Origin of the sequence: Mycobacterium sp., assembly GCF_049683355.1 — a bacterium.
Lineage (GTDB): Bacteria > Actinomycetota > Actinomycetes > Mycobacteriales > Mycobacteriaceae > Mycobacterium.
Window position 1 is genome coordinate 1 of record NZ_JBAUJB010000191.1, and the last position, 6,783, is coordinate 6,783.

A 6,783-nucleotide genomic window follows, 5' to 3' on the forward strand; every position below is an offset into this window, starting at 1 on the left:
GGGCGGCGTGGTAGGCGATGGCGACGGCGCGCGACAGCGGGCAGCCGGGGAACTGGTCGCGGATCGCGGCGGCGAACTCGTCGCGGAACGTCTCGTCCAGGGCGGCGCGGCGCTCCTGGTCACGAGAGCGGCGCAGCGCGCGGGCGTCGGCATCCTCGAGACACTGTTGGGCCGCCAGCTCGATGGCGTCGTTCTCCGCCAGGATACCTTGGCGTTCATAGTGTTTACGTCGTGTGCTCCAGCGGACGACGACGGCGGACAGCCGGCTGGCCTTTTTGGCTCGTCGGGTCAGGGCGGCGTCGCCCGAGGGCAGGAAGACGAGGTGCCCGAGGTCGGCGCAGTCGAGGCAGAGCGGACCGGCCTTGGTCTGGAGCAGCAGGTCGCCGTCCTCTTCACAGGAGGCACAGGTCCAGGAACTCAGCGCCGCGATCACGGCCAGTTCGCGGGAACGCTTCTTCGGGGCCTCGGGCGCGGGGTGCTCAGCGGCGGCCCAGCGGGTGTGGAAAAGGCGTTCGGCCGCAGCCTCGCCACCGCCGGTGAACTGGAGGTCGCCGTAGTCGGTGTCCCAAGGCTGCAGGCCGCGGTCCCGGGCCCAGGTTTCCAACGCGGCGAGGGCGGCGGCGGTCTTGTCGGCGTCAACCTGGACGCATCTGTCGAGTGAGCTGACGCGACCTCGCTGCCAGCGCTCGACGTTGGGCTGTGCCAGCCAGCCGAGGCCGATCAGGACGTCGATGGGCGTGACGAACTGCTGCTCGGCCAGCGTCGTCTCAGCGATGCGGGCGATGCGCGTCTCCATACGTGCCATGACGCGTCTGAGACTAGCTCTGCGGTACGACAGATGAGGGCGCCCTGGTTGCGGCCTCAACCTGGGACTACGGGTGTAGACTGGGAAACAGCTGGTACTCCCAGCAGTCCGGTTTAGGTCAGTTTCTGCGCTGTCGCGCTGATCTTCCCGAGTCTTCACATACGCCGGTCACGCCGGTGGCAACAGCCCAGTCGGGATAATTTTGAATGCTCCATCGTTAGTCAACCATTTGGCCGCTCCCTTCGGGATGCAGAGCTTTTCGTACCTGCCGAGCTTCGGCATCCTCAGCACCTACGCGCCGACTGCCTGCGGGCTGGCCACCTTCAGCGCGGCCCTGGGCGGCGGGCTGTCGGACAAGGGCGTCGACGTCAACGTCGTCCGGATCTCCGACGGGACCCCGTCCGAGAACCCCAAGGTGGTCGGTGAGCTCGTCAACGGCTCCGCGCCGTCCGTGGTGGCGGCTTCGGAGCTGCTCAACCGCAACGACGTCGCCGTCATCCAGAGAGTACGGCATCTACGGCGGTCCCGACGGAGACGAAGTCGTCGAGATCATGAAGGGGCTGACGATCCCCGCGATCGTGATCGCCCACACCGTGCTCAAAGATCCGACACTACACCAACGTTCGGTCCTCGAAGAGGTCCTGGCACTCGCCGACCAGGTGGTGGTGATGTCGGAATCGGCGCGGGAGCGGCTGTACGCCGGATTCGCCGTCGACCGCCGCAAGGTCACCGTCATCCCGCACGGCGCGGCGCTACCCACCACCACCGCACTGAAGCGTTCGGGTCGTCCGACGATCCTGACGTGGGGCCTGCTGGGCCCGGGCAAGGGCATCGAGCGGGTCATCGACGCGATGGCGTCACTGAAGGAACTACCGCATCAGCCGCAGTACCTGATCGCGGGCCGCACGCACCCGAAGGTGCTCGCCGCCCAGGGTGACGCGTATCGCGAAGGGCTCATCGCGCAGGCCCAGCGCCTCGGCGTGGCCGGGGCGGTGTCCTTCGATGCCAGGTACCGCACGCCCCAGCAGTTGACCGCGCTGATGCAGGCCGCGTCCGTGGTGGTGCTGCCCTATGACTCGAAGGACCAGGTCACCTCCGGCGTGCTGGTCGACTCCGTCGCCAGCGGGCGGCCGATCGTCGCCACCGCCTTCCCGCACGCGATGGAGTTGCTCGGCAGCGGCGCGGGCACCGTGGTCGGTCACGACGACCCCGACGCGCTCGTCGATGCGTTGCGCCGGCTGCTCAACGACCCGCGGGTCGCGGGCTCGATGGCCTCACAAGCCCGGGACCTGGCTCCGGCGATGGCGTGGCCCGTGGTCGCGGGCGCGTATCTCACGGCGGCGCAACGGCTCGTCGCGATCCGGTTGGCGGCAGCATGACCGCCATCACGCCCGACCCGATCTTCACGCATCTGATGCGGATGACCGATCACCGCGCGACCTTCGAGCACGCCTGCCTGACCGAGCCCCGCCGCGAGCACGGTTACTGCACCGACGACATGGCCAGGGTCCTCGTCGTCGCCACCCGCGAGCCCGATGCCGCCGGGGTGGTCAACGGCCTCGCCGGAAAAGCGTTGACGTTCCTGAACGAAGCGCAGTCCTTCGACGGCTCCTGCCGCAACCGGATGACCTGCGGCGGACACTGGACCGACCAGCCGAGCACCGACGACCACTGGGGCCGCACGGTCTGGGGGCTCGGCACCGCCGCCGCCCACAGCACGGTCAGCATGGTGCGCCGGCTGGCGGTCATCCAGTTCGACCGCGCGGCCGAAGCCAGGTCGCCGCACCCGCGGGCGATGGCCTTCGCGGCGATCGGCGCCGCCGAGCTGCTGACCTTCGATCCGGGACACGCCACGGCGCTCAAGCTGCTCACGGACTACGTCGCAGGACTCCCCGAGCCATCGGACGACACCGAATGGCCCTGGCCGGAGCCACGACTCACATACGCCAACGCGGTGGTCGCCGAGGCGATGATCGCCGCGGGCGTCGCGCTGGACGACGAGACGTTGCGCCGGCGGGGCCTGGAGGCGCTGGAGTGGCTGCTGGCCTACGAAACGGCCGACGGTCACCTCTCGCCCACGCCCGACGGAGGCCGGGGGCCGGGGGAGGCCAAGCCGGCGTTCGACCAACAGCCGATCGAGGTGGCCAGCCTCGCCGACGCGTGCGCCCGCGCCGCGACCGTGGACCCGCGACCGTTGTGGCCCGAGGGCATCCGGTCGGCAGCCGCGTGGTTCCAGGGCGACAACGACGCCGGACTACCCATGTGGGACCCGGAGACCGGTGGCGGCTTCGACGGGTTGCACGCGGATGCGGTGAATCTGAACCAGGGCGCCGAGTCGACGCTCGCCGTGATCGCGACGTTGCAGCAGGCGCGCCGCTTTTCTCCTGTCCCCCAATGATGTCCGAGCCGAGGTCATGATGAGCACCAGACGCCGGAACGGCCTCACTGAGCTAGTCGTGCACATCGGCGCGGGGTTCGTCGCGAAGGAACGACCTCATGTGCGGGAGGCGCTGTCGTCGCTGCGGCCGCATCTGGGCCGATCGGCCAACGACGTCAGCGTCGAGGTGTCTCTGCAGGACCGCGGCCGCCGGGAGCAGCGTGTGACGTTGCGCACCACGTTGCCGGGCCGCCCACCGCTGGTGGCGGTGGCCGCGGGCGCCGACCTCACCCGGGCCCTGCAGGAGGCCAAAAGTGAGCTGATCCGGCAGTTGGAGCACCTGAGGACGGTGCGCCGGCCGGTGCGCACGCGTCGGCTCACCGGCAGGACGGTCCGTCATCCGACGGCCGCGCCGCCGGAGTCCGGGTCGTAGTCGCCAGGCGTTTGCGGATGCTACTGACGGGTACTCTGGGGACTACCCGCCGACGCGACTTGTATTTTCGACGTCGACCGGTCTGTACACACTTCGGTTCAGGGTTGAGATCTACGCCCCTTGCGCTGGATCTACCTAGGACTTCGACATCGCCATCACCGACATCGCCCGATACACCCATCTCAGCGCCACCGACATCGAATGCCTCGGACGTGAGCTCGACACGATCCGCAGCGACATCGAGGACTCCCGCGGAGCCGCTGACGCGACCTACATCCGGCGCACCATCCTGTTCCAGCGCACGCTCGACGTCGCGGCGCGATTGCTGATCGTCGGTACCCGGTCCAAGGCCGGTTGGGCGCTGGGCACCGCCGCCCTGGGCTTCGCGAAGAGCGTCGAGAACATGGAGATCGGCCACAACGTGTCCCACGGCCAGTGGGACTGGATGAACGACCCGGAGATCCACTCGAGCACCTGGGAGTGGGACATGGTCGCGCTCTCGTCGCAGTGGCGCTCGTCGCACAACTATCGCCACCACGTGTTCAGCAACGTGCTGGGCGAGGACGACGACCTCGGGTTCGGCGTGATGCGGGTGACGACCGATCAGCCGTGGAGTCGCCGGCACCTGCTGCAGCCGCTGCAGAACCTGTTCCTGGCTCTGACATTCGAATGGGGCATCGCGCTGCACGACGTCGACTTGGCACGGACCAACGCCGCAAGAGGCGCGCAGTTGAAGGCGCTGGTGGGCAAGATCACCCGCCAGGGCTTCAAGGACTACGCGCTGTGGCCGGCGCTGAGCGTGAAACGCTGGCGCAGGACCCTGGGCGCGAACGCGGTGGCCAACCTGCTGCGCAACCTGTGGGCGTACGTGGTGATCTTCTGCGGGCATTTCCCCGATGGCACCCAGAAGTTCACGCCGGATGTGCTGCAGTCCGAGACCAGAGCCGAGTGGTACCTGCGGCAGATGCTGGGCGCGGCCAACTTCAAAGCCGGCCGCTTCCTGGGCTTCGCCAGCGGCAACCTCTGCTATCAGATCGAGCACCACCTGTTCCCCGACCTGCCGAGCAACCGGCTCGCCGAGATCGCCGACCGGGTGCGGCCGCTGTGCGCGAAGTACGGTCTGCCGTACCTGACCGGATCGCTGGCACACCAGTACGGGTCGACGCTGCGCATCATCCACCGGCTGGCATTGCCGGACGACTTCTTCGGCCGGGATGCCGACGTCGCGGCGATCCGGCCGCGCCGGCGTCAGCAGCGGGTGGCGCGCCGTCGCTCAGCGTTGCGCGCCGCCTGACTTCTCTGCATTTAGGCTGCGCTGGCGGCGGGAGTCACTCGAACTTCTGCGCCCTGAGCGCAGTCTCAACGCCAAGGTTTACGGCAGCCGCGCCCCGGTCGCCAGCTCGGCGTACTGACGCATCAGCCGTAGTGCGGTCCGCCGGTTCATCGCGGGGTCGCGCGCGACGATGCGGTAGCCGAGGTAGTCCTCCATGGACATCAACGTCATCGCGATGTCGCGGGGCGGGGAGCCGAGCGCAAAGGCCTTCGTCTTCCGGCCGGCGGTGAGGATCTGGGTGTAGAGGTCCACCTGCCGGTGATAAATGCCCTGCACGTCGCGGCGCTGATCGAGCTCGAATCCGGCAGCCAGCACGGCACGCCAGATCGCGCGCCATTCAGCGTCCTCCGGTCCGGTGGGAAGCCCCGCGGCGATCGTCATCGCCAGTTGGGCGGCCGGGTCGTCGGTCTGCTCGAGGGCGGCGAGTCGGTCGTCGTAGAACCGGACATCGGACCGCAATGCCAGCTCGGAGAGCAGTTGGGTCATGTCCTTGAAGTAGTAGCGGACGGCATTGGTGGTCAGCCCGAGTTCCTCGGCCACATCGGCGAGTCGTAGCGTGGCGAGGTCGTGGCGTTCGATCAAAGCGATTGTGGCATCGAGGATCTCAGCTCTTCGCTCGACTTGTCGGTTCGGCCGTCCCACGCGTTGACCACTCCGTCCCGTCGCCTCGATCCGATGCGAGGTTACTCGCTGATGAACCAATTCTGGCGTTGGGGTTGCGCCTGCCGCACTCGGGGCGCATTATTTTCCAACTAGGAAAATAACTAGCTGACCTGGAGGCCCCGAGTGCGGGCGAGAGATCTCGGCATCGTCATCGGCGAACACCCGCCGGGGCCGGACAATGCCATCACCGATGTCGCCGGGGTGACGGTCGGGCACACCACGCTGCAGAACAGCGGTCCGCCGGCGGTGCACACCGGTGTGACCGTCGTCGTCCCGCATCAGGACATCTGGACCGAACCGGTCTTCGCGGGCTGTCACCGGCTCAACGGCAGTGGCGAGATGACCGGGCTGGAGTGGATCCGGGAGTCGGGTGAGCTCACGTCGGCCATCGGTATCACCAACACCCACAGCGTCGGCGTGGTACGTGACGCGCTGGTCGCCGCCCAGGTGGGCGCCCGCGGCAACGGAATCTACTGGTCGTTGCCCGTGGTCGGGGAGACCTACGACGGCCTGCTCAACGACATCAACGGCCACCACGTGCGGGCTGAACACGTCGAGGCCGCAATGGCCGACGCGCGCGGCGGACCCGTCGCCGAAGGCACCGTCGGCGGCGGCACCGGGATGATCTGCCACGGTTTCAAGGGTGGTATCGGGACGTCGTCGCGGGTCACCGAGACTGCCGCGGGCCCCTACACGGTCGGGGTGCTGGTGCAGGCCAATCACGGCCGGCGCGAACGCCTCCGGATCAACGGTGTGCCAGTGGGAGAGTTGATCGGTGCCGACGTCGTTCCGCTGCCCGACATGCCGCGGCAGTACGAGCCCGGGTCGGGGTCGATCATCGTGATCGTCGCGACCGACGCCCCTCTGCTGCCGCACCAGTGCACCCGACTGGCCCAACGAGCGGGCTTGGCGGTCAGCCGGATCGGCGGCAGCGGCGAGCAGTACAGCGGCGACCTGATGCTCGCCTTCGCCACCGGCAACCGCGGCATCCCGCCGTACGCCTGGGACGAGGACGCCGGCACACCGCGCCCCGAGATCCCGCTGCGGATGGTCGCACCACAACTGATGACCCGGCTGTTCGACCTGACGATCGAGGCCACCGAAGAGGCGATCGTCAACGCGCTGGTCGCCGCCACCACCGTCACCGGCCGCAACGGCCTGACCGCGCACGC

7 protein-coding genes and 1 pseudogene are annotated in these 6,783 nt (G+C 68.5%); 5 read left to right on the forward strand and 3 right to left on the reverse strand.

Annotated features, from left to right (window positions below; translation table 11 throughout):
• The coding region (locus WA944_RS11375; RefSeq protein WP_526646946.1) for a DUF2293 domain-containing protein at nucleotides 1-796 on the reverse strand (796 nt) is incomplete at its 3' end.
• 300 nt (nucleotides 797-1,096) lie between these two features.
• A complete protein-coding gene (locus tag WA944_RS11380; RefSeq protein WP_526646958.1) occupies nucleotides 1,097-1,303 on the reverse strand; it encodes a hypothetical protein in 207 nt (68 codons plus the stop codon).
• Here WA944_RS11380 and WA944_RS11385 point away from each other — a divergent pair.
• The 4 genes and pseudogenes from WA944_RS11385 (at nucleotide 1,221) to WA944_RS11400 (ending at nucleotide 4,909) form a co-directional block, all read left to right on the forward strand.
• Nucleotides 1,221-2,184 (forward strand): annotated as a pseudogene (locus WA944_RS11385) (glycosyltransferase). The gene WA944_RS11380 and the pseudogene WA944_RS11385 overlap by 83 nt on opposite strands.
• On the forward strand, nucleotides 2,181-3,203 hold the full coding sequence (locus WA944_RS11390; protein WP_526646948.1) for a glycosyltransferase: 1,023 nt from the start codon (nucleotides 2,181-2,183) through the stop codon (nucleotides 3,201-3,203). The pseudogene WA944_RS11385 and the gene WA944_RS11390 overlap by 4 nt, the downstream one beginning before the upstream one ends.
• Before the next feature lie 58 nt (nucleotides 3,204-3,261).
• Nucleotides 3,262-3,615, forward strand: a complete 354-nt coding sequence (locus tag WA944_RS11395; RefSeq protein WP_526646950.1) for a hypothetical protein — start codon at nucleotides 3,262-3,264, stop codon at nucleotides 3,613-3,615.
• Between the two features lie 196 nt (nucleotides 3,616-3,811).
• Nucleotides 3,812-4,909: a fatty acid desaturase family protein gene (locus tag WA944_RS11400; protein WP_526646956.1), complete on the forward strand. Its 1,098-nt coding sequence runs from the start codon at nucleotides 3,812-3,814 to the stop codon at nucleotides 4,907-4,909.
• 78 nt (nucleotides 4,910-4,987) lie between these two features.
• Here the strand turns inward: WA944_RS11400 and WA944_RS11405 are convergent, their stop codons facing one another.
• Nucleotides 4,988-5,590: a TetR/AcrR family transcriptional regulator gene (locus WA944_RS11405; protein WP_526646952.1), complete on the reverse strand. Its 603-nt coding sequence runs from the start codon at nucleotides 5,588-5,590 to the stop codon at nucleotides 4,988-4,990.
• Between the two features lie 144 nt (nucleotides 5,591-5,734).
• On the opposite strand from WA944_RS11405, the gene WA944_RS11410 reads away from it, so the two are divergent.
• Nucleotides 5,735-6,783 (forward strand): DmpA family aminopeptidase (locus WA944_RS11410; RefSeq protein ID WP_526646954.1); only part of this gene is annotated, 1,049 nt, incomplete at its 3' end.

Excerpts from the sequence above, each read along its gene's own strand:
- WA944_RS11380 (WP_526646958.1), bottom strand. The coding sequence starts at position 1,303 with ATGACGGCGACGTCGTTGCGGTTGAGCAGCTCCGAAGCCGCCACCACG.
- WA944_RS11390 (WP_526646948.1), top strand. The coding sequence starts at position 2,181 with ATGACCGCCATCACGCCCGACCCGATCTTCACGCATCTGATGCGGATG.